Source organism: Shewanella corallii (genome assembly GCF_023349125.1).
Lineage (GTDB): Bacteria > Pseudomonadota > Gammaproteobacteria > Enterobacterales > Shewanellaceae > Shewanella > Shewanella corallii.
The window spans coordinates 488,861-510,779 of record NZ_JAKIKT010000003.1; the positions used below are offsets into that span (position 1 = coordinate 488,861).

At 49.7% G+C, this 21,919-nt stretch carries 23 protein-coding genes and 1 riboswitch; of the genes, 6 read left to right on the forward strand and 17 right to left on the reverse strand.

Annotated elements, in window-relative coordinates; all coding sequences use genetic code 11:
- Window positions 1-17: 17 nt before the first annotated feature.
- Window positions 18-2,435 (reverse strand): Ig-like domain-containing protein, encoded by a 2,418-nt coding sequence (locus L2725_RS11285; RefSeq protein WP_249249050.1) that lies wholly within the window; start codon window positions 2,433-2,435, stop codon window positions 18-20.
- Window positions 2,436-2,659: 224 nt separating this feature from the next.
- Here L2725_RS11285 and L2725_RS11290 point away from each other — a divergent pair, with 224 nt between their 5' ends.
- Entirely contained in the window at window positions 2,660-3,976 is a 1,317-nt protein-coding gene (locus tag L2725_RS11290; protein WP_249249051.1) for a dicarboxylate/amino acid:cation symporter, read from the forward strand.
- Window positions 3,977-4,331: 355 nt separating this feature from the next.
- On the opposite strand, the gene L2725_RS11295 is transcribed toward L2725_RS11290, so the two are convergent.
- The 9 genes from L2725_RS11295 to hinT all read right to left on the reverse strand — a co-directional run bounded on the left by L2725_RS11295 (window position 4,332) and on the right by hinT (window position 11,687).
- Window positions 4,332-4,880, reverse strand: coding sequence for an NAD(P)H nitroreductase (locus L2725_RS11295; protein ID WP_249249052.1), 549 nt, complete (start codon window positions 4,878-4,880; stop codon window positions 4,332-4,334).
- A gap of 101 nt (window positions 4,881-4,981) precedes the next feature.
- A complete protein-coding gene (locus tag L2725_RS11300; RefSeq protein ID WP_249249053.1) occupies window positions 4,982-5,566 on the reverse strand; it encodes an HvfX family Cu-binding RiPP maturation protein in 585 nt (194 codons plus the stop codon).
- A gap of 437 nt (window positions 5,567-6,003) precedes the next feature.
- A complete protein-coding gene (locus tag L2725_RS11305; protein WP_249249054.1) occupies window positions 6,004-6,963 on the reverse strand; it encodes a phosphotransferase in 960 nt (319 codons plus the stop codon).
- A complete protein-coding gene (gene pnuC / locus L2725_RS11310; RefSeq protein WP_428985282.1) occupies window positions 6,960-7,607 on the reverse strand; it encodes a nicotinamide riboside transporter PnuC in 648 nt (215 codons plus the stop codon). Before pnuC ends, L2725_RS11305 begins: the two co-directional genes overlap by 4 nt.
- Before the next feature lie 3 nt (window positions 7,608-7,610).
- Window positions 7,611-7,871, reverse strand: coding sequence for a hypothetical protein (locus L2725_RS11315; RefSeq protein ID WP_115138576.1), 261 nt, complete (start codon window positions 7,869-7,871; stop codon window positions 7,611-7,613).
- Between the two features lie 63 nt (window positions 7,872-7,934).
- On the reverse strand, window positions 7,935-10,130 hold the full coding sequence (locus L2725_RS11320) for a TonB-dependent receptor (protein ID WP_249249055.1): 2,196 nt from the start codon (window positions 10,128-10,130) through the stop codon (window positions 7,935-7,937).
- 50 nt (window positions 10,131-10,180) lie between these two features.
- Window positions 10,181-10,298: riboswitch (TPP riboswitch) on the reverse strand.
- Between the two features lie 109 nt (window positions 10,299-10,407).
- A complete protein-coding gene (locus L2725_RS11325; protein ID WP_249249056.1) occupies window positions 10,408-10,800 on the reverse strand; it encodes a YcfL family putative periplasmic lipoprotein in 393 nt (130 codons plus the stop codon).
- Window positions 10,801-10,850: 50 nt separating this feature from the next.
- Complete coding sequence (locus L2725_RS11330) at window positions 10,851-11,267, reverse strand: acyl-CoA thioesterase (RefSeq protein WP_115138579.1); 417 nt, start codon at window positions 11,265-11,267, stop codon at window positions 10,851-10,853.
- Between the two features lie 63 nt (window positions 11,268-11,330).
- Window positions 11,331-11,687 carry a purine nucleoside phosphoramidase gene (hinT, locus tag L2725_RS11335; RefSeq protein WP_249249057.1) on the reverse strand — a complete coding sequence of 119 codons (357 nt, stop codon included), beginning with the start codon at window positions 11,685-11,687 and terminating at the stop codon, window positions 11,331-11,333.
- 170 nt (window positions 11,688-11,857) lie between these two features.
- On the opposite strand from hinT, the gene L2725_RS11340 reads away from it, so the two are divergent.
- A complete protein-coding gene (locus L2725_RS11340) occupies window positions 11,858-13,618 on the forward strand; it encodes a M61 family metallopeptidase (RefSeq protein ID WP_249249082.1) in 1,761 nt (586 codons plus the stop codon).
- 63 nt (window positions 13,619-13,681) lie between these two features.
- Here the strand turns inward: L2725_RS11340 and L2725_RS11345 are convergent, their stop codons facing one another.
- On the reverse strand, window positions 13,682-14,314 hold the full coding sequence (locus L2725_RS11345; protein WP_115138582.1) for a LuxR C-terminal-related transcriptional regulator: 633 nt from the start codon (window positions 14,312-14,314) through the stop codon (window positions 13,682-13,684).
- Between the two features lie 304 nt (window positions 14,315-14,618).
- On the opposite strand from L2725_RS11345, the gene L2725_RS11350 reads away from it, so the two are divergent.
- The 3 genes from L2725_RS11350 (at window position 14,619) to L2725_RS23230 (ending at window position 15,630) form a co-directional block, all read left to right on the forward strand.
- Window positions 14,619-14,909, forward strand: coding sequence for a cytochrome b/b6 domain-containing protein (locus L2725_RS11350; RefSeq protein ID WP_249249058.1), 291 nt, complete (start codon window positions 14,619-14,621; stop codon window positions 14,907-14,909).
- An 84-nt stretch (window positions 14,910-14,993) separates the two neighbouring features.
- Window positions 14,994-15,215, forward strand: a complete 222-nt coding sequence (locus L2725_RS11355) for a hypothetical protein (protein ID WP_249249059.1) — start codon at window positions 14,994-14,996, stop codon at window positions 15,213-15,215.
- Between the two features lie 211 nt (window positions 15,216-15,426).
- Window positions 15,427-15,630: a cytochrome b/b6 domain-containing protein gene (locus L2725_RS23230; protein WP_283164286.1), complete on the forward strand. Its 204-nt coding sequence runs from the start codon at window positions 15,427-15,429 to the stop codon at window positions 15,628-15,630.
- Between the two features lie 67 nt (window positions 15,631-15,697).
- Here L2725_RS23230 and L2725_RS11365 read toward each other — a convergent pair whose 3' ends face one another.
- A complete protein-coding gene (locus L2725_RS11365) occupies window positions 15,698-16,021 on the reverse strand; it encodes a cytochrome c3 family protein (protein ID WP_248937650.1) in 324 nt (107 codons plus the stop codon).
- A 293-nt stretch (window positions 16,022-16,314) separates the two neighbouring features.
- On the reverse strand, window positions 16,315-17,178 hold the full coding sequence (gene htpX / locus L2725_RS11370; RefSeq protein ID WP_115138585.1) for a protease HtpX: 864 nt from the start codon (window positions 17,176-17,178) through the stop codon (window positions 16,315-16,317).
- A 229-nt stretch (window positions 17,179-17,407) separates the two neighbouring features.
- Between htpX and pepE the strand changes: the two genes are divergently transcribed.
- Entirely contained in the window at window positions 17,408-18,115 is a 708-nt protein-coding gene (gene pepE, locus L2725_RS11375) for a dipeptidase PepE (RefSeq protein ID WP_249249060.1), read from the forward strand.
- Between the two features lie 58 nt (window positions 18,116-18,173).
- Here pepE and bioD read toward each other — a convergent pair whose 3' ends face one another.
- The 4 genes from bioD to bioB are packed head-to-tail and all read right to left on the reverse strand — an operon-like array spanning window position 18,174 to window position 21,880.
- Window positions 18,174-18,875, reverse strand: coding sequence for a dethiobiotin synthase (gene bioD / locus L2725_RS11380; RefSeq protein ID WP_249249084.1), 702 nt, complete (start codon window positions 18,873-18,875; stop codon window positions 18,174-18,176).
- A 12-nt stretch (window positions 18,876-18,887) separates the two neighbouring features.
- Window positions 18,888-19,709, reverse strand: coding sequence for a methyltransferase domain-containing protein (locus L2725_RS11385; RefSeq protein ID WP_249249061.1), 822 nt, complete (start codon window positions 19,707-19,709; stop codon window positions 18,888-18,890).
- 11 nt (window positions 19,710-19,720) lie between these two features.
- Complete coding sequence (locus L2725_RS11390; RefSeq protein WP_249249062.1) at window positions 19,721-20,827, reverse strand: 8-amino-7-oxononanoate synthase; 1,107 nt, start codon at window positions 20,825-20,827, stop codon at window positions 19,721-19,723.
- On the reverse strand, window positions 20,828-21,880 hold the full coding sequence (gene bioB / locus L2725_RS11395) for a biotin synthase BioB (protein WP_249249063.1): 1,053 nt from the start codon (window positions 21,878-21,880) through the stop codon (window positions 20,828-20,830). It abuts the gene before it with no gap.
- Window positions 21,881-21,919 lie beyond the last annotated feature (39 nt).

Consider the following 21,919-nt stretch of genomic DNA (forward strand, 5'->3'; position numbering starts at 1 on the left):
TTTTTTATGACTCATGGTTAGATGATATTAATCGGAATAGTAGCAACCAGAGTCTTAAGGCCGCTTGGGGTTTCAACCTCAATAATTAATGACCCCGAGTTAGGTTGGTCTTCACCTTTAACAATTACCGAGAATGATCGGCCACCATTGGAGTTACTCGAAGGCCAATCAAATGTAGCCGAGCTCGCTACTGAGCCTGCAGTAGCAGTGAAAGTCACAGTACTGCCTGCTGGCATCTGCTGATTATGCAAATCAGAGATAATCAAAGAAGCGCGGCCAGTACTCTTACCAACAATGGTCATGGTGCCATCACCGTTGTCAGTGCCATCACTGTCAACCACTTCAGTAATGTTGCCATAAGCAGTACTACCCGACATCACAATTACCAGGCTACCTCGTACATAGAGTGATTTCTCTTCGTTGATGCCATCTGCACATCCGTCGTGGGCAGGCTCGCTGCACAGCACGCCGTTATATACGGTATCAGGGGTGTCAAATACACCATCGGAGTCAAAGTCGACCAGCTCTTCATTACTGCCGCCAGCTTCACCACCAGTTTGCTGAGGATTAAAAACACCATCTTCATTGTGATCTACATAGACATCAGCAAGATCGTAAGGGTTACCGCTCACATCAGTGCCATTAATGAACTGGTCATACTCCGCAGCATCAAACCTACCGTTACCATTGCTGTCAGGGAAAGATTCTTCACCGATAGCATAAGCAGTAATTGTCGCACGCCCACCATAAGACTGCCCCATAAATGGCGTCAACTGAGGAGCCAGAGGATTAGATGTATCATCGAACAAACCATTTCCTGCAGGTCGCGGTTGCTGACTCTCCCAGATAACGGTACATGCACCATCCTCTGTTGTGCATGAATCCTGAATATCACCACCTTCGGTAACAAAGTTCACCGCAGTCCCGTCACGAACCGGGTTATTGAATGCATCAGAAAGACGCGCGGTCACTTTCACCTGGGTGCCATCAATGTTCCAACCTTCGGCGTTAAATACCTCTGCAGACAAGGAGAAACTGTCCTGGTCAGGAATACCTGTTGACACCACAAGCTGGCTTGATTGACTGGAGATAACCGGATCACTGCCATTTACAATCGCGGTCACTCGAACCGAAGTTGAAACGGTACCGCTGTTAACCACAGTCTGAACAATACCCTGGTCATTGGTGGAAGCAGATACAGGATTCAGAGCAATGCCACCTACATCAGTATTCAGGCTGAAATCCACCAATTTATTACTAACTGGATTGCCATTAGTATCCAGCACTTTGAATTTCACAGTGGAAGACTCGTCCCCACCAGTGCCAAGAATGCCAATATTTTCAGGTTCGGCTGACTGGAACACAATGCTGCCAACGTCAGCAGAAAGCACTTTAATAGTACCAGTCGCCGACAAGTTTTGGCCGCCAGCATTGGCTGTTACATTAATAGGATCGTCACCCTCACAGCCCTTCGCTAAATAGGTACTCGTCGCAACACCATTAATCGCAACCACCGGAGAACTGATTTCAGCTTTTGGGGTGCTTGCGCTACTGCATGTAGAGGCAAAATTAACTTCAACAGGCTGATTAAAAGCATTACCTTCATCATCCTGAATCATCACTGTTACAGTTGCTGTGCCACCTGCAGACAGAGTTTCGATACTTACCTCTGCTTTACCTGACTCAAATGGCTCGCCACTACCCATGAGCACATTGGTAGCACCTATAACGACAATGGCTTCACCTTTCTCGCCGGAAGACAACTCTGCGGTGACGGTTCCTGCACCCAGGCTATTTCCTGCGTAAATATCGACTGTCGCTACGCCGTCACGGGTAACCGCAGTGTCAATTGGCAGTTCACCTTTAGTCGTGGAAAAGGTCACTATAACGGGTTTGCTGATACCGGTGACCTGTGCGGTCAGTTTTCCCGGTACAATTGAATTGATTGACTCGATTGAATTGCCGTTTGCATCGGTAAGGTTCAACACCACCTGAGCACCGCCAGTGGCATCACCTCCATCACCGGCCATATTAAAACCTATGGTGCCGCTCTCACCTGTACTGATAGAACCGCTGACAGAACCCGCACCTTCTACTGAAGCCGTTCTGAGAAGAATTGTGGCAACACCACTGCTGTCTGTAAGCGCAGTCCCCACGGCAGGGTCAAATGTCCCCATTTGGGCGTCATTCAGGTTGAAAGTCACCAGCTCGCCCGCTTTCACTGCCCCGGTGGAATCAGCAACAGTGGCTGTCAAGGTTGCCGGTGCAGCTGCTGTAATATCAGTGTTGGAAATTGCCAGTGAAACTTCAATTGTTGGATCAGGTGGCGTGGTGCCGCCTCCGCCACCATCCTCTGAAATACTTCCCCCGCCACTACATGCGACCAAAACCAGGCTGGCCAAACCAGCCAGAAAGACGTTAAACGCTGACTTCATGTCAGACTCCCTGTCGTTCAAAAATAATATCCAAGCCACAGCTTTTTACTTATAGGCTAACTCTACACAATTTTCACCCAACAGATCCATGTATATAACAACTTACGTTTCATTAATTCATGGGTTTTCACCACAAACAGACATTTCCTGTTGCGGCGTTTCCTGCTAGTCTCTATCCGCTTACATAAATATAAGAAACGCATAATAAATATACAGGAAGTGCTATGAGTGCGACTGAAAACAGCAAATTTGGATTAACCAGTAAGATATTAATCGGTATGGGTGCCGGTATTTTACTCGGCCTGATTTTGCGCAATCTTTTTCCTGGCAATGAATTTGTTCAGGACTATATTACCGAAGGCGTACTGCATATTGTTGGTACTATCTTTATTGCCAGTTTAAAAATGCTGGTCGTGCCTTTGGTGTTTGTTTCTCTGGTATGTGGAACCTGCTCACTGAGCGAACCATCAAAACTTGGACGCCTCGGTGGTAAAACATTAGCGTTCTACCTGTTCACTACAGCGATAGCGCTGACTGTTGCCATTCTTACTGCCGTCGCCATTCACCCCGGCAGTGCCTCGCTGGCTTCTCAGAGCATGGAGTATGTAGCCAAAGAAGCTCCAAGCCTGGCCAATGTGTTGATTAACATAGTGCCTTCCAACCCGGTCAAAGCCATGACTGAAGGTAACATGCTGCAGATCATCCTGTTTGCCGTGATTTTCGGCTTTGCCATTGCTCATATCGGCGAGCGAGGCAAGCGTGTGGCTGCGCTGTTTGAAGACCTGAATGAAGTGATTATGCGAGTGGTCACTCTGGTAATGCAGCTGGCTCCATACGGCGTATTTGCCCTCATGGGTAAACTGGCACTGTCTTTGGGTACTGAAACCTTCGGCAGTGTCGTTAAGTACTTCTTTGTGGTTCTGGGCGTATTGCTGCTGCATGGATTTGTTGTGTATCCAGTGCTGCTTAAACTATTCTCCGGCTTAAGCCCCTTTACCTTCATCCGCAAGATGCGCGATGTTCAACTGTTCGCCTTCTCCACTGCCAGCTCTAACGCCACCCTGCCTGTAACCATCGAAACAGCAGAACACAGATTGGGCGCAGACAATAAAGTCGCCTCTTTCACCCTGCCCCTTGGCGCCACCATCAATATGGATGGCACCGCGATTATGCAAGGCGTGGCAACCGTATTCATCGCTCAGGTATACGGCATTGGCCTGTCCATCACTGACTACGTGACTGTTGTCGTTACAGCAACTCTTGCATCCATAGGTACAGCAGGTGTGCCAGGTGTAGGTCTGATTATGCTGGCCATGGTATTGAATCAGGTCGGACTGCCGGTTGAAGGTATTGCACTTATCATAGGCGTCGACCGTTTGCTGGACATGGTTCGTACCGCAGTCAACGTCACCGGCGATACCGTGGCAACCCTGGTGATTGCCAAATCCGAAGGCGAGTTTGATGAGCAGGTATTCAACGACACACAAGCAGGTAAAACCTCTGGCAGTTTTGACAGAGAAGTACACAAAGCCGGTCGATAAAGACTAAGAATGTAAAAAGGCGCCGAATTGGCGCCTTTTTAATATCCTTCACCCGTCCAGAATACAAAGGCTGCAAAAGAGATCTATTACTGCAAACCCTGGTTTCAAGCTTCCATAAACTGGCATACCTAATGATTGATGCTTGTACCGGCTACCCAAATACACAGTCAGAATCAATCAGCAGGCCTTTAAACCAGAAATTATTAACGCAGATATCTAACGTAAAACAGCAGATAAATTGATAAAGCCAAGCATCAGATTACTGATTTATTGTGCTGAAATATAAAACGCCCGATGAAATCCATCGGGCGTTTCTGCCGAAAAGGCTCTACCTATTTTGGGGCAACCATACAACTTAGAGATACCGGCTGAACGACTCCCCGGACTTCAGCGGCTTATTGGGGGCGTTAACGGCTGGTGTACCCAGATACAGAAAGCCAACTATTTGATCTTGCTCTTGCAGGCCGAGCGCTGTGTGAACATGGCGGCAAAAAGCATAGTCGCCGCTGCGCCAAATCCCCCCAAGCCCCTGAGCAAACGCTGCCTGCTGCATCGCCATTAAGGCACAACCCGCCGCCAGTTGCTGCTCCAGTTCAGGCACTTTAGGGTGTGGCTGACACTTGGCCACAACAGTAATCACCATGGGGGCGCGAAACGGCAAGTTGGCTGCCTTCTCTATTTTTGCTTCATCGGCATGGGCAGCAACGGCAGACGCTTTAAAGATATCCGCAAGTTTTTGCAGTCCTTCTTCCTGAGCAATAATAAACTCCCAGGGCTGCAGCGCACCATGATCTGGCGCTCTGGCACCGGCATCCAGTATGGTTTGCAACTGCTCAGCATTTGGGCCCGGGGCCTGCAATCGTGGGCAGGATTGACGGGTAAGTAATAACTCCAGTGCTTGCACTAAAACTCTCCCTGTATGTTTTTATTTGCCAATACCTTACCACAGACCAAAACAAAAAAACCCACCAAAAAGGTTGGTTTTTAAACTGTCAGCTCATGAGTTTATTTGAGGTATTTACGGCTCAGGAAGTAGTCGATGCTGGTGTAACGACCACCACCGAACATAAACAGCACCAGCAACATCACAAAATAGGTGATGGCAAACTCGATACCATTGTTGAGCACCACAAAGTTACCCGAGCTGGTCAACCAATCGTAGTTGCCGTATTCACCCAGAATCTCTTTGGCACGACTGAGTTTATCGGCAGAAGCAATCACCTGCTCATTGGCCAGCCAGGAGGAGGGATCAGCAATTGCCAGCCAACCATTCTCCCAGTGCACAGCAAACGCGGCCACTAACATGGTTACCATCATGGGAATTGCCACCAGCCGGGTCGCCAATCCCACCAGCAGCAAAATGGCACCAAAGAATTCGGTACCGGCAGCCAGCGCTGTCATCACCTCAGGCATGGGTAAGCCAAGTCCCCAGTCGGGATTCCCAAACCAGGCCGCGGTATCTTCAAAGTTGGATAGCTTGTTATAACCCGCCTGCATCAATACAGGGGCAAGATAGATTCGAATGGCGAGAGGGGCAAGTCCATCAAATTTAGTCAGGCCGTCCAGCAGTTTTTGTACAAGTGCAATCATCAATGAGCCTCTTGGTGAATGATTATTTTTCTCTGTTCGATTTCTGGCTATACAGACCTGAAACCCTGAGAATTTATTTCAAACAATTCACTCCTGCCTCTCTCCAAAGTCATCATCAGGAGAAACAGCAGACAGGCATATTTGATAATGACACAGGAGGTGTCATTTGCAATCAGGCGGTTAGGGTCTGTTGACCTTTCGAAGATGGTTTTTGCAGCTCTTTGTCGTTGTTTTATACAAAGCAACGCGATTGTGGTGTAGTTGTTCTACATAAATGAGCGTTAATGCAGTAGAAAGCGACGACAAACGCTGCCCGAAGGGCTCGGCTATACGCACTTTACTCTTTGTTGCAAGGTATTTGCTTAGGTCCACTAGGCAGCACACCTTGCGTCGCGATTAAAGCGCGTCTATCTCGAGCAAAATTCAACCATGAAAGGTCAACAGACCCTGGGAAGTAATTGATAAAACTCCTCAAACCAAGGCAGAGTGCTGTCGCCCTTAGCTGCACTCTGAAGTAAAGCCCAACAACAGCTGAATACCCAATAGGTATTGACTGATGCCAGCACCTGCTGGGGTTTCCAGTCCACCAAGCCTATACCCGTCAGATAGTGATGACATAGCCAACACACTTCATCATGATTCAGCTTGTGAGTAGCGAGGACTGTTGCCAGTTCATTCAGTGGCCCAGACTGACAGGCATACTCAAAATCAATCGCCATGAGTCTGTCATCAGCCCTAAGCAGGTTTAATGGGTTCAGGTCCCGGTGACAGAATATCTCCAGTCCTTTCTGCGCCGACTCCATACTGGTAATCCAGTCAGAAACCTGGACCTGTCGGGCAAGCAATGTATCGATAGCCCTGCATAATGGTGCTGTCGCTGATGCCCTCACGCCCAGTAGAGCCTGCTGATAGGTTTGCCACTGTTTTGAGGCATCTATTCGATATTCAGGTAAAGGCAGACGTCCCAAACCCAACATAAGCTCCAGCAGGGCGTGCATATGGGAGGAAATGCTCTGTTCTTTAACCCTATCGCCGCAGGACTCAAGCAAGGCTCTGCTCAATTGCTCCGCACTTATCTGCTGCATCTCTTGCTTGTCGGGACATCCATCAGACAGATATTGGCTCAGGTAATACTCATAACCCTTGCTGACGTCATACAGCGCAGGAGCCAGCCCTTTCCCAGCGGCGGTTTCCCAGGCTTTTATCTCATTAACTCTGCCGCTGCCCAGGCTGTCCAGATTGCGGTTAACTCTCAGTACTCTCGTCTCACCCAGCAGATAATTATTGTTGGACAAGCCGCCACTGAGTTGGCTCACCCGGGTGTCAGAAAAAAAACCGGCACTGGCGCAAAACTCCGCTAGGCCGGTATGGGTTGGAAACAGTTCCGCCAGAGTCAAGAGGCCACCTGTGCGGTTTGCATACTGCGCCAGTCACGCCGCCACATAAAGTAGCCAGCTGTTGCCATTCCTACATAAAGCACAAACAGCATAGAGGTCAGCATCAACCCTTTGTGGAGATAGAGGTAGATTGACACCAGATCAATCACTACCCAGTAAAGCCAGTTTTCCACCACCTTGCGGGCAACCAAAAAGGTAGTCATTACAGCAAAACAGGTGGTGGCAGCGTCCAGATAGGCGAATGATGCATGGGTATAGTTGGCCATAAACCAACCGACAGCCAAAGACACCACAGAGGTGATGCCAATCAGTATCAGATGGCGCTGCCACGACCAGGAAACCAACTCTATGCCTTTATCTGCGCCCTTGGCACCACGGGTCCACATCCAGTATCCATATACCGCCATCGCCATATAATAGACATTCAGTACAGACTCCATCAGCAGGGAGACTTTCCAGAAAAGCACGGTATAAATCGCGGTACTGATGAAGGCCGCCGCCCAACACCAGATGTTCTCCTTCATCGCCAACAACAGATAAGCTACAGCCAGAAGGACTGCGACGCCCTCCCACGCAGTCATCGCCTGCATCTCTGTCATTGCCTGCATAAAAGACGCCGGCAGCGCTTGCCACTCCAGGGTCATAGCTTACTCACTGTGGCTCAGGTCGAGTTCACGACCGATAAACTTACACACAAATACAGCCTTGCCGAATTTCTCATGGGCAGCCTGCATCTCTGTCGCCAACATAGCCATCACATCGCCATAGTCACCCTGAACCTGAGTCGCCATGGCATTGGTCACTCGCTTAATATTGGGATAGGAGTCCAAGCGCTTGATAAACCACTGAATAGGCTCCAGATACTCATCTGCCAGTGGATACATGCTGATTTCAGCGGTTAATTTCATATTGACATCCTTACTGCTTAACAGGAGTGGGCGCAGGTAACACCCGCGCCCTGCTTTTACTTATCAAAAATAATCGTATCTGAAGGTAATCCCCAACTGACGCGGATCGCCATAGCGTACATACTGCTGATCTGCCCAATCCTTGTTTGGCTCATTGCCAAAGAAGAAGCCACGCACACCATACTCCTCATCGGTAAGGTTGCGTCCCCACAGATATACAGACCAGTTATCGGCTTCATACCCCAGACGCAGATTCAGCAGGTGATAATCATCGGACACGAAGTCATTACTGTCGGAATAGTAGAAGCTGTCCATACCGGACAGGTTCATATTGGCAAAGAAGCCGGTATCACCGCGCCAGGTGGCACCCAGCTGATAGTTGTAGCTTGGCGCATGGGCCAGCTCACGCCCGGACAGTTCGATTAAAGTTCCATATTTGTCTTTGTAGCTATATTCATCGTACTCGGCTTTGAGTAAGCCCAATGACGCGTACAACTCAAGATTATCTGTCGCGTAAAAGTTCATCTGAGCTTCAAGACCATAATTAGTGGAACTGGTAGCGTTAGCCGTATAAAGCACAAAGTTACCGGGCTTACCATCATCAATCACTTGAATAGACGCATCGACCTGCTGGTCTTGACGATCCATGTAAAACACCGACAGGCGGGTATTTAAATTACCGTCAAGCAAAGTGGCGCTATGACCAAGTTCATAGTTATATAAAGTCTCAGGGCTATAAGTGATGAAGTCTTGTAGCTCCGGATATTTCTCAGAGTCGATTCCTACATTGAATCCCCCCGCTTTGTACCCTCTTGAGACTTTAGCGTAAAGCAACTGGTCAGAAGTCAATTGGTAGCTAACCGACAGGTGCCCCCCCCACATAGTTTCTTCTGGAGTAAAGGCTTCACTATTAGTATCAGAATAGTCCGCTTCCCAACGTTCAACCCTTAAACCAGCAGAATAGTGAAAGCGATCTATATAGGTATCTAGCTGACCAAAAGCAGAGTACTTGGTAGCAACATAAGCACTATCCAACGAGCTCAAATATCTATTTTCTGCATCATATCGCTCATCAATTTCTAGATGATTATCTTCACTCAGGCGGTTGTAATACAGGCCCACCAGCCAGTCAGTGGTACCGTTGAACAGGCGGCCATCTTCGGTACTCAGCAAGCGTACATCCTGACTGAAGTTCTGACGCTCGGCGGTTTTGTCCCACCAGTAGTCATACACACAAGGGAAGACCGCAGTAATATTTCCGTCATCATCGTATTCGCGGCATTCTTGCCTTTCCCAGTATTCCGGATTGGACCAGTCGCCATCATAGGCATGGCGCTGCTCGGTATCAGCAAAGCTGGTGATAGTCTCTACATTAAAGGCTTTGTGGGCCTCCCAGCTCAGGCTTAATCCGGCACCATTGGTGGTTTGAGTATCTTTGCCGGGACGATCTGTGTAGGTATTCTCACCGTTACTGTCCAGCGACCAGGCGTCATAGCCATTGTCGAAGTCGCCGTGAATCAAGGTCAGATCGGCCAGTAACTTATCGGTGGCGTACCAACGCAGCTTGGCTTTGGCGGATACCTCATCTCTGGCATTGGTGTCGTCACGGCCCAGATATTGGTTATCCATAAAGCCATTCTGTTGATGGCTTTGCACCGAAATTCGGCCCAACAGAGTGTCGTCGGCATTCATGCTGCCACCGGCGTAAGCCCCTATGGTCAGCAGGTCATCAGTGCCGGCTGAGACTTCGACACCGGCCTCAGTGGCTGCAGTTGGCTCAGCACTTTTCAGGTAAATCGCACCAGCCAGGGCATTTCCGCCAAACAGTGTGCTCTGGGGCCCCCGCAGCACTTCTACCTGGTCGATGTCGAACAGGTTGGAGGCCATGCCAAGACCTGACAGGTCAATATCGTCAACAAAGAAGCCCACTGAGGAGTTAGGTGCACCTTCATACTCTTCCTGATCGCCGACACCACGAATTTGGAAATAGCGGGCGCGGGAACTGCCACCGGACCAGTTAATATTGGGAATAGCGTTGAGAATATCCTGAAAGTTTTCGCCGCCGTCATCTTCAAGCTGCTGCTTACCGATAACACTGATACTGGCAGGCACTTTATCGATTTCTGTAGCGCGGAAATCTGCGGTAACCACCAGGGTTTCCATTGGCTGGCGTTCTTCGGAGGAGTCAGCGGCAAAAGCCGGGAAAGAGAGTGCAGTCGCAATGGCCGCAGACAGCACAGAATACTTATTATTTTTCATAGGACCTCAATTCCAGTTTGAGATCCGGCATTGCAAAAAAGCGTGGTTAATGCACATTGTCAGCCCATTCCTACGCCGGTATAAGCCGGATCAGGTTCGAAGGGTTCGTCATTGACATCTCAGTCCAAAAATCAAAAAGTTTGATCCCGGACACCCCTTGGCGGCGCCAATTATACATGCAATTAACCTGATTACATCTGTTAATGAACAAATTTACAGGCAGTTGAAGAAAAGCCCCAACTGAAGTTGAGGCTTTTAGTAAGGCGTTAAATATGGATTACTCGGAGTACACGGGTCGAACAGTCAGGGCAAAACCTGTCACAGTCTCATTGGGGGCAACGCCCTGCACCTGCTGTCGGGCTTCTCCATAGAGCTGCAGTGGTACCCAGGCGCTGGCATCATCTTCCACCACAAAGCCTTCGGCATCGTACCAGGTAAACTTGTACTGAACATTCAGGTTACTGGTCTGATCATTGGTGATCAGTGCAGTGGCCCGCAAGAATCGCCCTATAACTTTCCCTCTGGCGTCAGACAGGGTCAGTTTATTCTCCAGCGCACTGCCATCCACTGTTACCTGCCCGCGGGAGTCTATGGTAACACCGGCAGTATTATGGGCGCAGCCACCCAGCAGCAAAACAACAAGTGACACAATCAGCAAACTGCGAGTCATAGCAAGATCTCCTTTCTGTCCAAGAATCCCCAGACTACCCCAGCAAGTCTCTATACACCAATATTCAACTTGCGCAGAGACTCTTTGGTCTCCTCAGCCAAATCATCCAGAGTCTTACCGTGGGGCTCTGGCAGACGGGTTTCAGGGTTCACTTTCACAAACACCATTTCATCCACAGAGCAGATAGTGTTGCCGGTAAACTTGTTGCGCAGCAAGCAGGATACGGTAATCGAGGTACGGCCAACCGCTTTGGTCGTCAGGCCAAATTCAACCACATCACCCTCTGTCGCCGCATTCTCGAAAGAGATCGCGCCGATATGCTTGGTGACTATGTACTTGGTGCCCAGCTGACAGATGACATAGATTGCCGCTTCTTCATCAATCCATTCGAGGGCACGTCCACCGAACAGGGTTTTCGCGTAGTTAAGGTCTTCCGGCATTACCAGCCGTCTGGAAAGGAACTTCATAAGCCTCCCGCTTTAATGTCCGCCAATAAAAAGGGGTAAGCTGACTTACCCCGATTGTCTCGATTATACACTCTTACTGAGCATAGGTCCCAGCGGCTGTCCGCCAACCAGGTGCATATGGATATGATATACCTCCTGACCACCATGTTTATTGCAGTTCATAATCAGGCGGTAACCATCTTCTGCAATACCAGCTTCTTCGGCCAGCTTGGCTGCTACAGTAAACAGGCGTCCCAGCGCTTTCTCATCGGAGGCTTTCACATCATTGACCGTTGGGATCAAATGATTGGGAATAATCAGAACATGAGTAGGTGCCTGGGGTGAGATATCACGAAAAGCCGTTACCAGGTCATCCTGGTAAAGAATGTCAGCGGGAATTTCCCGGCGAATGATCTTGCTGAAAATCGTCTCTTCGGCCATCAGTCATTGCTCCTGTATCTATATGTCATCTTTCTACTGGGACCATTAGCCCCAGTATCAGTAAATGGCGTCAGTATATCTGTAATTCAATACCTTGTATCCGGAATTCATTGCTCCCGCCATGCAAATTTGGCAGCATGAGCGACAGGTCAACCCAGATAAAATCATCCATGATCAGATACCAGATTACGCCATCCAATCCCCATGCTCACCTGTTTGATGTGGTGATGACTATTGAACAACCGGCACAAAGCCAGCAGGTCTGGTTACCCTCCTGGTTACCCGGCAGTTACATGGTACGGGATTTCGCCAAAAACATTATAGGATTGAAAGCCGTCGACGGGCATGGCAATCCGGTTGCTGTCACTCAGCTGGATAAGCAAACCTGGCAATTACTGACCGATGGTCAGACAGTTGAACTACATTACCAGGTCTATGCCTGGGACCTGTCGGTGCGCACTGCGTTTCTGGACAGTCGTCGCGGATTCTTTAATGGCTCCAGCGTATTTCTGGCCGCCCGCGGACAGGAAAACAGTGAGCACAGAGTTACCATCATACCTCCGGCGTCAGCAGCTCTGAGCGACTGGAAACTGGCCACTACCCTTAAGCGTGCCAGTGGCAATGACTGGGGATTCGGTGACTTTTACGCCGCCGACTATGATGAGCTTATCGATCATCCGGTGGAGATGGGATGTTTCACTCATACCAGCTTTGAGGCCTGCGGCGTACGACATGATATCGTGCTGGCAGGACGTCACCATACCTGCCTGCCCCGCCTGTGCCGGGATCTCAAGGCGATATGCGAGTATCAAATTAAGTTATTCGGTGAACCAGCTCCCTTTGACAGATACCTGTTTATGACGGCAGTGCTGGACGAGGGTTTTGGCGGCCTGGAGCACAGAGCGTCAACCGCGCTTATGTGTGGCCGCAATGATCTGCCAACATCTGAGCAGCAAGGTGTCGACAAAGGCTACCGGACTTATCTGTCGCTGTGCAGTCATGAGTATTTCCACAACTGGAACGTCAAACGTATCAAACCTGCTCGCTTTGTCCCTTACGAGTTGGAAGCTGAAAGCTATACCCGACAGCTTTGGGCGTATGAAGGCATTACCTCCTACTATGATGATCTGCTGACGCTCAAGTCAGGTCGTGTAGATACCCAAGCCTATCTGCAGATGTTGGCGGAGTTGATGACCCGGGTATACCGCGGCAGTGGCAGAACCAAACAGTCTCTGACTGATTCCAGTTTCAATGCCTGGACCAAGTTCTATAAACAGGATGAAAATGCCCAGAATGCCATTGTCTCCTACTACACCAAGGGAGCACTGTTCGCCCTGCTGTTGGATTTAACTTTGCGTCATGAAACTCTGGGTAAGCACTCCCTTGACGATCTGATGCGTCTGCTTTGGCAGGAACATGGTCAAACAGGTATAGGAACAGGCGATCTCAGCCACCAGCAATTGGTCGCAAGACTCCTTGGTCGTGAGTGTGATGACCTGTTTGCCTGGCTGGACTCTACCGATGACCTGCCCCTGCCTGAGATACTGGCAAAATTTGGAGTCAAAATGTCACTGCGCTCCAGCGCCGGCAATACAGATACCGGTGGCGAAGGCAAAGCTCTGAACATAGGCTTTGGTGCCAAATATAGAGCAGAAGCTGTGGGTGTGAAGGTAATTACAGTGGCGGAAGGTTCACCGGCTATGCGAGCTGGCCTGAGCGCCGGCGACCTGCTGATTGCCGCCGATGGCCTGAAAGCAACCGCCGCATTGGATAAATTCCTGCAGCAATATCAACCGGGACAACAAATCGAACTGGTGTGGCTGCGCCGCGACGAATTGATGCTGGGAATGCTCCCGATTGAAGAAGCCGTCGCAGATACCGTAGTGCTTGAACTTGAGGATGAGAGTAAGGCTAACGCCTGGCTGAAATAGCCACCACAAGACCATCAAAAAGGGCGCCGAAGCGCCCTTTTTACTTGTCATCGGTTCACAGAGTTACACCTGAACCTCATGAAGATGAGTTTGTGCCCAGGCTATCGCCTGACCACGGCTTGACACGCCAATCTTGCGGAACGCACGGTACAAATGAGTTTTAATGGTACTTTCGCTGACAAACAGTTGTCTGGCAATATCCTGATTGGTTGAACCTGACAAAAGTGCCTGAAGCACCTCACGCTCACGTATAGTCAGGTTATCCGCATCATCGCCACCCATCTCATCATCGCCGACTGTTTTCAGTAACTCACCGGGTATGTGATAACGGCCGTTCATTATGTCGCCTAATCCATGGCTGATAAATTCGAGGCTGTCATCGATGTAAAAAGCACCGGCTGTCACGCTGGGATTAATCAGGAATTTAGCATCCACCTTGCGGGGATACTGGACAAATACGGTACGGATGGAAGCTGGTAAGCGTTCGATTTGACGCTGCAGCTGATAGGCCTTTTGTAAATCCACCGTCGCCAGATCGATAACGACCAAAGTCTGTTCCATCAACAGGTGTTCAGACACCTTTTCCGGTTCAGTCAGTGTTAGCTTTACCAAAAACTCCTGGGGCCAACGGCTGTCCAGTAGTTCAGCCAGAAGTCTTGATCTGGATATCAACATCCAGCGGATAACTTTGAACATGATGTACTCTCCCTGTCACTATCAATCACCAAATCCAATTTGTTCAATACCGGTTTGGTTGCCATTGGGTGGGCAGCACCGGAATTTCATGTTAATAGAACAATAACGCCATTACAATATCATAACAATCTAATCATAAAGAATTAGGTGATAACGGCTAATAAGAACCCAGAAAAACCACCTAAAAACATACATTATCAACACATTAGGAAGATATAATTTTTTTACCCAGGGTTTCGACTAGTTATTTCGAGTAATGTCAGCGCCAACGGGCAATCGGAAGGCCCCAAATGAGGACTTACCCATGGCCACGCAAACCAGCCAAACAGCAAACATTCGTTACCTGAAAGCCTGGGATCTTCCTACCCGGCTATTCCATTGGATAAACCTGCTCACCATATTCATCCTCACTATATTGGGGCTGGTGATGCTCTATAAATCTGAACTGGGCATCTCCGGCCTGACAGCTAAAATTGGCCTGAAGGAGATTCATTCGGCGGCAGGTTACACCTTAGCCATTAATCTTACCTTAAGACTGATTTGGAGTTTTATCGATTTACCTTCCGCAAAATTAAAGCCACTTAACCCTCCGTAAATATCTAAACGCGATATAAAGCACTACCTAAAGAACAAAGATTCGCATCCTCAATACCTAGGCCATAACCCCTTGGGTAAGCCCATGGTTGCTGTAATCTTTATCCTCTTGATTGTGACGGCTGGTACAGGGCTATTTCGGGCAGGAACGGATATCTATTACCCACCTTTTGGCTCAACTATCCAGGGCTATCTGGCGATGCCAGACACCTTGCCAGATCAAATTGAGCCCTATCAGGATATAGGTGTTAATCCTGAGAAACAGGCGAGTCTGGCCCCTATAATACCAATCCGCATAGGAGTTTAGTCACTCAGCGAGAATTTAATGGTGTGAAGACAATCAGAGCAATTGAAGGTCTATCGGGATAAATCGAGAGTGCTCTGGGCAGTATGCGCGCCTTTAAAACTCGCCCTTCGGGAGCCTTTCAGCCACACGATTACTGCACAAAATTGTCTAGCCATAGAACCACTATGTCGTCACCAATTTCGCTTGTACTCGAATGGCTGACATGGCTCTGATGAGATCAACCTTCTATGCGGATTGGTATAAGAAGTGGACAGGAAGAATACACTTATGGAGTTTCTGGGTGTTAATGCTGCTTATGGTGCTGCATATCGCTGGCGCAATACACACTGAGTGTCGACATCAAAGAGGGGTAATATCCGCGATGTTTTCCGGATATAAACCAATCGAAGGGACAGCTGTCGATGAGGATAAGTAATCGATCATAAAAAAACGTCGGCATAAGCCGACGTTTCTGAAATTGGTTTATCAGCAATCAGAGCTGATTATTGACGGCCGTCATCGTGGCAAGCGTCACAGGTAGGCTTTTGGCCAACGTTCATTTCGTGAGTCACGTGGCAATCCTGACACATCATCATACCATCGTGAGCTTTGTGCTTATCGTCCATCTCAGCCAGAGAGCCGTGGCAAGACTGGCACTGCTCAAATTCAAAAGCACCATCAGCAGAAGCAGAAGCGCCGTCAGCGTGACAGCTTTCACAGCCACCCATGTCAGCATGGAATTCAGCCAGAGTCTGATCTGCAGCGAAAGCAGAAGAAGACAGGGCAACAGCAGCACCGAACAGTGCACTCAACAGGAATTTGCTCACTTTATATTCTCCAAGGCAACCTGACCGGTCGAAAGCTCTTATTGTTGGCGACTCTCTGTACCTGGCCGGATAATCACATTTCAGGTGATACCAAAGATCCACAGCGGATCTGTATCAAACATTCCAAACATCACGATTTTAACTTTTCGACATGCTGAAAAATGTGCGCCACCTCATACAAACAAGCACTTACATACAAGTTTCACATTGCAACAACAAAGGCAACGTCCGGCCGAACAAGTTACAAAATAAAGGGAAGCCTGAGCTTCCCTTTACGTTTATCACAACTTGTTTTAGTGATTGCGCAGCGATTCGATACGCTTCTCCAGCGGAGGATGGCTCATCAGCAGTTCAGCCATGGAGCGCTTGCCATTGATACCAAAAGCCGACATTGAAGCTGGCATTGCACCGGTTTCAGGGCCATAACGCAGACGTTCAAGTGCAGCAATCATCTTCTCTTTGCCGGCCAGACGTGCACCGCCTTCGTCAGCACGGTACTCACGGATGCGGGAGAAGTAAGCCACGATCATTGAAGCCAGAATACCGAACAGCATATCCAGTACGAATACCACCGCCATATAGGCAAACATGCCCAAACCTTCACCCTCTTCATCATTGCTGGATACAAAGGTGTCGATCGCCTGAGCAACGACACGGGCAGCAAAAATGACAAAGGTATTCACCACGCCCTGGATCAGCGTCAGGGTTACCATGTCACCATTGGCAACGTGGCTCACTTCGTGCGCCAGAACAGCTTCGACTTCATCCGGGCTCATGCCGTAAAGCAGTCCTGTGCTGACGGCGACCAGAGAGTTGTTTTTGCTTGGACCCGTGGCAAAAGCATTCATCTCCGGAGAGTCATAAATAGCCACTTCCGGCATAGCGATACCCGCCATCTGAGCCTGACGGGCAACAGTATCAACCAGCCAACGCTGCTGGCCATCCTGAGGATGCTCGATAACCATCAAGCCCATGGTCTTCTTGGCCATCCACTTGGACATCGCCAGAGAGATAAAGGACCCTGAAAAACCGAAAATCGCGGCGAACACCAACAGGCCGCCCATGGTTTTGGTATTAACACCCAACAGGGACATTACAATTGACGCCACCAGCAAAACTGCCAGGTTGGTGACAATCAATAGAAAAACACGTTTCATTACTGCTCCTAATATGACACTTGGTGCCGACTTCATCGAACCAGGAAATTGGGACTGTGGTTGCTTTTTTCAAGCACAGCCAAGGTGAAATTGTGACAATGCAGGCAGTCTAGGAAGAATTTATTAATCCAAACTTAAGGATCAGGGCTCAGGGGTAAGTAAGTGTTACAGCGGACCTGAGTTTGTTACCATACTCACAACCAAGCCCTTAAAACAAAAGATAATTACCATGACAATAAATGCTCTGATGCTGAGTGCATCCAAAGAAGGTGATACCCCTTACCTCGCTCACACCCTGCCCTTTATCCAGCCAATGACCAGGGATGCCCGTCACTGGGTTTTCATCCCTTATGCCGGCGTGACGGTCAGCTATGACGAGTATCTGCAAAAGGTTCAAACGGGTCTGGCCAGCCTTGATATTGAGATCCGGGGAATCCACGAGTTTGACGATCCTGTGGCAGCAATTAATCAGGCTGAGGGAGTCATGGTTGGCGGTGGCAACACCTTTCATCTGTTACATGAGCTGTATCGTCTGAACCTGATTGAAACCATCAAAACCAGAGTGCAACAGGGTATGGCCTACATTGGTTGGAGCGCGGGTTCAAACATCACCGGCCTGTCTATCCGAACCACCAATGATATGCCGATTATTGAACCGGCATCTTTCAATGCACTGGGGATTCTGCCATTTCAGTTGAACCCCCACTACACTAACTTTGTATTGCCAGGCCACAACGGCGAGACCCGGGCCCAGCGACTGAAAGAGTTCACCTGTGTTGACCCGCAGACACCCATCATCGGCATTCAGGAAGGCAGTGCCCTGTGGCGTCACGGCGACACTTTGAGTCTGGTCGGTGAAAAAGAAGCATTCCTGTTTAAAGGTGAGATTCAGGAGCAGGCAATCCCGGCGCACAGTGACCTTTCTCAATACCTGTAATGTGAAAATCCCGGAGTAGGCTCCGGGATTTTTTGACATCAATACACAACTGCTTTGCCTATTCCACTGCTTTACGGGGCTTTTTAGGCAGTGAGATGAAATTAGCCGCCAGCTGCGGAGACACCTCAGGCAGATAAGGAACTTCACCCAGCATAGGAGCTTCAATCAGAGCTTTGAGGGAATCCAGGTTCTCCTGATAGTTGGCCATATTCGGGTCAACCCGGTTGGCGACCCAACCCACCAGTTCCAAACCGTCAGCCTTGATCGCTTCCATGGTCAATACCGCATGGTTGAGACAACCTAACTTCATCCCCACCACCATAATCACAGGTACAGACAGATACTGCACCAGTTCAGACATGTACCTGCCCTGTCCCAGTGGCAATCGCCAACCACCGGCACCTTCTATCAGACAGAAATCAGCCCGGGACATCTGAGTTAAATCCATGGCAGACATCAGAGATTCAGGGCTGATATCCCCCCCCTGAGAGGCCGCTGCAATATGAGGGGCAATTGCCGGCTCAAACGCAAAGGGATTAATCATGCGGTAGGAAGGTTGCAACGTAGATGCCGACATCAACATCAGCGCATCCGAGTTACGCAGGCCCTCTTCAGTTACCTGGCATCCGGACGCCACGGGTTTCAGCCCCAGAGTTCTGGGCTGATGGCCATCGGCCTGAATTGCACCGGCTCTGTGCAACAGGGCGGAAGACACCAGTGTCTTGCCACAATCAGTATCTGTGCCGGTTACGAAATAGATCATCTGAGTTTCTCACTTGCGAGCGTGGATGAATAAGATCTGATAACTCAAGGGAATCCCCCCGGACTCACGCAGCGCTTCAGCAGCGTTGACCAAAGTCTGCCAGTAGGCTTTGCCCTTAAGACCTGCAGGCTTCAAATTATCGGCAACACTATGTGACTTTTCTCTATCCGTTTCAATTAATTCGTCTTTATTTGAGAACCTTGCACTGGCCCCTACCCCTTTTACCGACATCAGCAAAGGCTTCAAACTGTCAAAGTGGAAGTTATATTGGCTGGTTTCGACACTTAACTGCTGCCAGGGCAAGGCGCGCAAAACAGCCTGAACCTCTGCTGCAGAGGGAAATGCATTACATCTGAGCCCCAATTGGCTAAGCTGCGGCAAACTGCCATCGACTACCAGCGACACATGGCATTCAGCCCCGGGTTTCAACACACGGTGGATTTCAGCCAGTGCAGCACTTAAATCCGGGCACCACTGCAACGCCAGGTTGGAATAGACGCTGTCACAGCACTGTTCAGCCAGAGGCAGGTTTTGAGCATCTGCGCATAGGGTTTGGTAATTTGGATAGTGTTGCCTGAGTCGGCGCAGCATACCCGGCGCGATATCGACTGCCAGCACATTAGTGGCCAACGGTAAATCTGTTCCCGGCCCGGCTCCGATATCCAACAAAGTGTGACACTCAGACAGAGAGGTAAGAAGCCGCGATGCGGTTTCACGCTGCAGCAGATTGTGCCTGTCGTAGCTGTTGGCAGCCATGGAAAATCTATGGGCAACTTCCTGACTGTGGTTGCCCGACACTATTTGATTATCAGTCTGATTTACAACTCTCAAACAACACTCTCTCAGGCCCGGTTTAACGGGTTAATCAATCGACTCAGGGTCGCTGTCAGCGCCGAGATCTGCTCATCTGTATGCTGGGCACTCAGGGTAATACGAAGTCTGGCACTGCCCGCTGGTACAGTTGGTGGGCGAATCGCTCCAACCAGAAAGCCAGATTGTTTCAGCTGCTCTGCCAACTCCAGCACTCTGTGATTATCCCCCACCAGCAGTGGTTGAATGGGTGTTGAAGAGGCCATCAGTGGCAGCGACAACTCTGTGGCCAAACGGGTAAACAGAGCGATATTATCAGCCAGCTTGTTACCTAATTGAGGCTCATCTGTTTTTTGCAGCGCAGTCAGCGCGGTGACAGCCGCCTGTGGTGACAGTGCGGTTGAGTAGATATAGTGCCTGCAGGTAGCCACCATATAATCCACAAACAATTGGCTTCCCAGCAGCGCTGCTCCCTGACACCCAAGAGCTTTGCCAAAAGTGACCAATTGCACATCTGCCAGCTTACTGTCGCAGTCGGCTTGCGTCCCCTTGGGAACGCCGAAGCCATGGGCATCATCAACAATCAGCCAGGCGTTATGCTGCTCACACAGGGTTTTCAGTTCAGTCAGGGGCGCGCAGTCTCCATCCATGCTGAACACGCTTTCAGTAATCATCGCCAACGGCGATTGCTTGTCAGCCAGAGTTCGCGCACTGGCAAGATCATTGTGCCTGAAGCGTCGAAAATCCGAACCGGATTGACGCAGACCATCAATAATCGAGGCATGAACCAGCTTGTCCGCCAGCACCCTGTCCTGAGCATTAAACAGGCTGGTCATTAACGCCTGATTGGCACTGAAACCGGAACAGAAAAGCAACGCAGCCTCATGTCCGGTTCGTTGGCAAAGCGCTCTCTCAAGTTCTTGATGCTGTGTGCTGTAACCACTGACCAGCGGAGAAGCACCACTGCCAACAGGAGTTTTGTTGTCTGATTGGTCGCCAGCGTTGACGGCTGCCAGTCCAAGGTAATCATTCCCGGCGAAATCAATCAGCGTCTCACTGTGAATTCGACGCTGGCGTAACAGCCCACGGGGTTTGAGCGCCTCCAATTCGGCGCTCAGTTTGGATTCCAGTGGGTTCAATTACACCGCCGATGCATCATAAAACAGGCTCTCAGCCTTATCGCGGCGGGCAGCGGCTTGCTCCAGCATAGCTTCATCCTGAGTTGGGTCAGTGGCGACGCCTTGCTCAGGCTTCAGACCAAGACGGCCAAACAGCTGCATATCATCGTTTTCTTCAGGGTTTGGTGTAGTCAGCAGCTTGCAACCATAGAAGATGGAGTTGGCACCGGCGAAGAAACACATCGCCTGCATCTCATCTGCCATCTTTTCCCGGCCGGCAGACAGTCGCACCCGGGACAGTGGCATCATGATTCTGGCGACGGCGATAGTACGCACGAACTCCAATGGGTCCAGATCGTCCTGCTCAGCCAACGGCGTCCCGGCAACCTTCACCAGCATGTTGATAGGCACAGAGTCCGGATGTTTTTCCATATTGGCCAGTTGCTGCAGCAAGCCTGCACGATCAGTTTGGGTTTCTCCCATACCCACAATACCACCACTACAAACCTTCATTCCGGCAGCACGCACATTACTCAGCGTATCCAGACGATCCTGATAGGTTCGGGTGGTAATAATGTCACCATAAAACTCAGGCGAAGTGTCCAGGTTATGGTTGTAGTAATCCAATCCGGCATCAGCCAATCGGCTGGCCTGATCCGGCGACAGCATGCCCAGAGTCATGCAGGTTTCCATCCCCAGAGACTTTACCTCACGCACCATATTGGTCAGGTAAGGCATATCCTTCTCTTTGGGGTTACGCCAGGCAGCGCCCATACAGAAACGGCTGGCCCCCGCAGCTTTGGCACTGCGAGCCTCGTTGATCACCAGTTCCATCTCCATCAGACGTTCTTTTTCAAGACCCGTGTCATACCTTGCACTTTGTGGGCAATACTTACAGTCTTCCGGGCAGGCACCGGTTTTGATGGACAGCAGTCGACTAATCTGCACTTCGTTAGGGTCGAAATGTTCCCTGTGAATAGTGTGGGCCCTGAACAGAAGATCATTCATAGGCAAGGCAAACAGGGCCTCAATCTCTTCCCGACGCCAATCATGGCGCAGCTCACTCTGTGTCATCACTGCTAATCCCGCATTTCAATCAGTTAGTATCTTGGC

Excerpts from the sequence above, each read along its gene's own strand:
- L2725_RS11285 (WP_249249050.1), bottom strand. The coding sequence starts at position 2,435 with ATGAAGTCAGCGTTTAACGTCTTTCTGGCTGGTTTGGCCAGCCTGGTT.
- L2725_RS11290 (WP_249249051.1), top strand. The coding sequence starts at position 2,660 with ATGAGTGCGACTGAAAACAGCAAATTTGGATTAACCAGTAAGATATTA.
- L2725_RS11300 (WP_249249053.1), bottom strand. The coding sequence starts at position 5,566 with ATGATTGCACTTGTACAAAAACTGCTGGACGGCCTGACTAAATTTGAT.
- pnuC (WP_428985282.1), bottom strand. The coding sequence starts at position 7,607 with ATGACCCTGGAGTGGCAAGCGCTGCCGGCGTCTTTTATGCAGGCAATG.
- L2725_RS11315 (WP_115138576.1), bottom strand. The coding sequence starts at position 7,871 with ATGAAATTAACCGCTGAAATCAGCATGTATCCACTGGCAGATGAGTAT.
- L2725_RS11320 (WP_249249055.1), bottom strand. The coding sequence starts at position 10,130 with ATGAAAAATAATAAGTATTCTGTGCTGTCTGCGGCCATTGCGACTGCA.
- L2725_RS11325 (WP_249249056.1), bottom strand. The coding sequence starts at position 10,800 with ATGACTCGCAGTTTGCTGATTGTGTCACTTGTTGTTTTGCTGCTGGGT.
- L2725_RS11330 (WP_115138579.1), bottom strand. The coding sequence starts at position 11,267 with ATGAAGTTCCTTTCCAGACGGCTGGTAATGCCGGAAGACCTTAACTAC.
- hinT (WP_249249057.1), bottom strand. The coding sequence starts at position 11,687 with ATGGCCGAAGAGACGATTTTCAGCAAGATCATTCGCCGGGAAATTCCC.
- L2725_RS11340 (WP_249249082.1), top strand. The coding sequence starts at position 11,858 with ATGATCAGATACCAGATTACGCCATCCAATCCCCATGCTCACCTGTTT.
- L2725_RS11345 (WP_115138582.1), bottom strand. The coding sequence starts at position 14,314 with ATGTTCAAAGTTATCCGCTGGATGTTGATATCCAGATCAAGACTTCTG.
- L2725_RS11350 (WP_249249058.1), top strand. The coding sequence starts at position 14,619 with ATGGCCACGCAAACCAGCCAAACAGCAAACATTCGTTACCTGAAAGCC.
- L2725_RS11355 (WP_249249059.1), top strand. The coding sequence starts at position 14,994 with ATGGTTGCTGTAATCTTTATCCTCTTGATTGTGACGGCTGGTACAGGG.
- L2725_RS23230 (WP_283164286.1), top strand. The coding sequence starts at position 15,427 with ATGAGATCAACCTTCTATGCGGATTGGTATAAGAAGTGGACAGGAAGA.
- htpX (WP_115138585.1), bottom strand. The coding sequence starts at position 17,178 with ATGAAACGTGTTTTTCTATTGATTGTCACCAACCTGGCAGTTTTGCTG.
- pepE (WP_249249060.1), top strand. The coding sequence starts at position 17,408 with ATGACAATAAATGCTCTGATGCTGAGTGCATCCAAAGAAGGTGATACC.
- bioB (WP_249249063.1), bottom strand. The coding sequence starts at position 21,880 with ATGACACAGAGTGAGCTGCGCCATGATTGGCGTCGGGAAGAGATTGAG.